This window comes from Vibrio sp. Vb1755 (assembly GCF_033338635.1).
GTDB lineage: Bacteria > Pseudomonadota > Gammaproteobacteria > Enterobacterales > Vibrionaceae > Vibrio > Vibrio alginolyticus.
In genome coordinates this window covers 1-1212 of sequence record NZ_JAWOTA010000231.1, presented here as the reverse complement: position 1 = coordinate 1212, position 1212 = coordinate 1, and the positions used below count along the sequence as shown (strand labels likewise).

Below are 1212 nucleotides of genomic sequence, written 5' to 3'. Positions count from 1 at the left end.
GCAAACCTCTGCAAGAGATGAGTTTTGCTATCACCACCAACTTCAGCTACTACGTGGATCATTACCAGTTAGAAGTGTATCGCGGTGGCGATCGTGGTTTGGTGTCTCCGCTGGCGGTGGTGGAAGGTCAGCAATTTGCCAACGATTTCAACATCGTTTGGGATGGCAAGACCGATCAAGACTACCAATTTGAATCCAACACGCAGCTTCTGTTTCGCTTAAAAGCGTTTGATAAAGACGGCAACATGGACGTGACAAGCGTCGGCGTGATCGATCTTGTTGAACCCGATTCTGAAGTCGACATCGACAAGAATGATGGTGAAGAAGATCAAAGCCGTAAGCTTGGCAAAGCTCAGTTGATGCGCCACAACATTCCTACCTCGGCTGGTCTGGCAAGGTTTATGGGGACGGGACTAAAAGGTGTCGACAAAGTGGTGATTGGTGAAGATGAATTTGACGTAGAAGAGGGCGAGCTTTACGCCGAACAATACTTGCCAGCCGACGCCTATCTATTCCCAACTCGTGTGGTATTTGATAGCGGTGAAGAGCGACGTTACCAACTGTACGTGCGTATTCCGGATGAATATTGGGTACAAGCGGGTTTGGCGGATTTCTACATTGGTAAAAACAAAGTCACAGGTAATTCGGCAGCATTGGCGGTTGATGACCAATATCAAGATGATATCTATAACCAAGGTCGCTTAGCGTATTTTGGCCAAGGTAAGTTTGGTGACAAACTCCGAATCACCACCCACTTTGATACCAAAGAGAGTGACGTGCGAGACATGTTTAAGCACCCGTTTGCCTCTGATTCATCCAGCGTATTCGACATTCTCGAAGACGACGATGAAATGTATTACGGCAACTACGGTGACAGCTCGAACATCTACAAAGTGGTCAACACCAAAGGCAAAGTGTATCTCAACGTTGAATACGACAAATCCAACGTTTTGTGGGGGAACTACAACACAGGTATAACTGGTACTGACAACAACGATTACAACCGCAGCCTATATGGTTTCAAAGGTGACTATCGCACACGTTCTACCACCAAGTTCGGTGAAGATCGTCTTAACATCGTTGGCTTTGCCGCCGAATCGGATTCGCTGTTTGCGCACGATGAATTTTTAGGTACTGGCGGTTCGCTGTACTTCTTACGCCATGGAGAAGTTGTACCGGGCAGCGACAAAGTGATGGTTAAGGTGGTCGACC

At 47.4% G+C, this 1212-nt stretch carries 1 pseudogene; it reads left to right on the top strand.

Features of this window, described 5'->3' with window-relative positions:
* Positions 1–1212 (top strand): annotated as a pseudogene (locus R7E00_RS24145) (hypothetical protein); the annotation flags it as partial.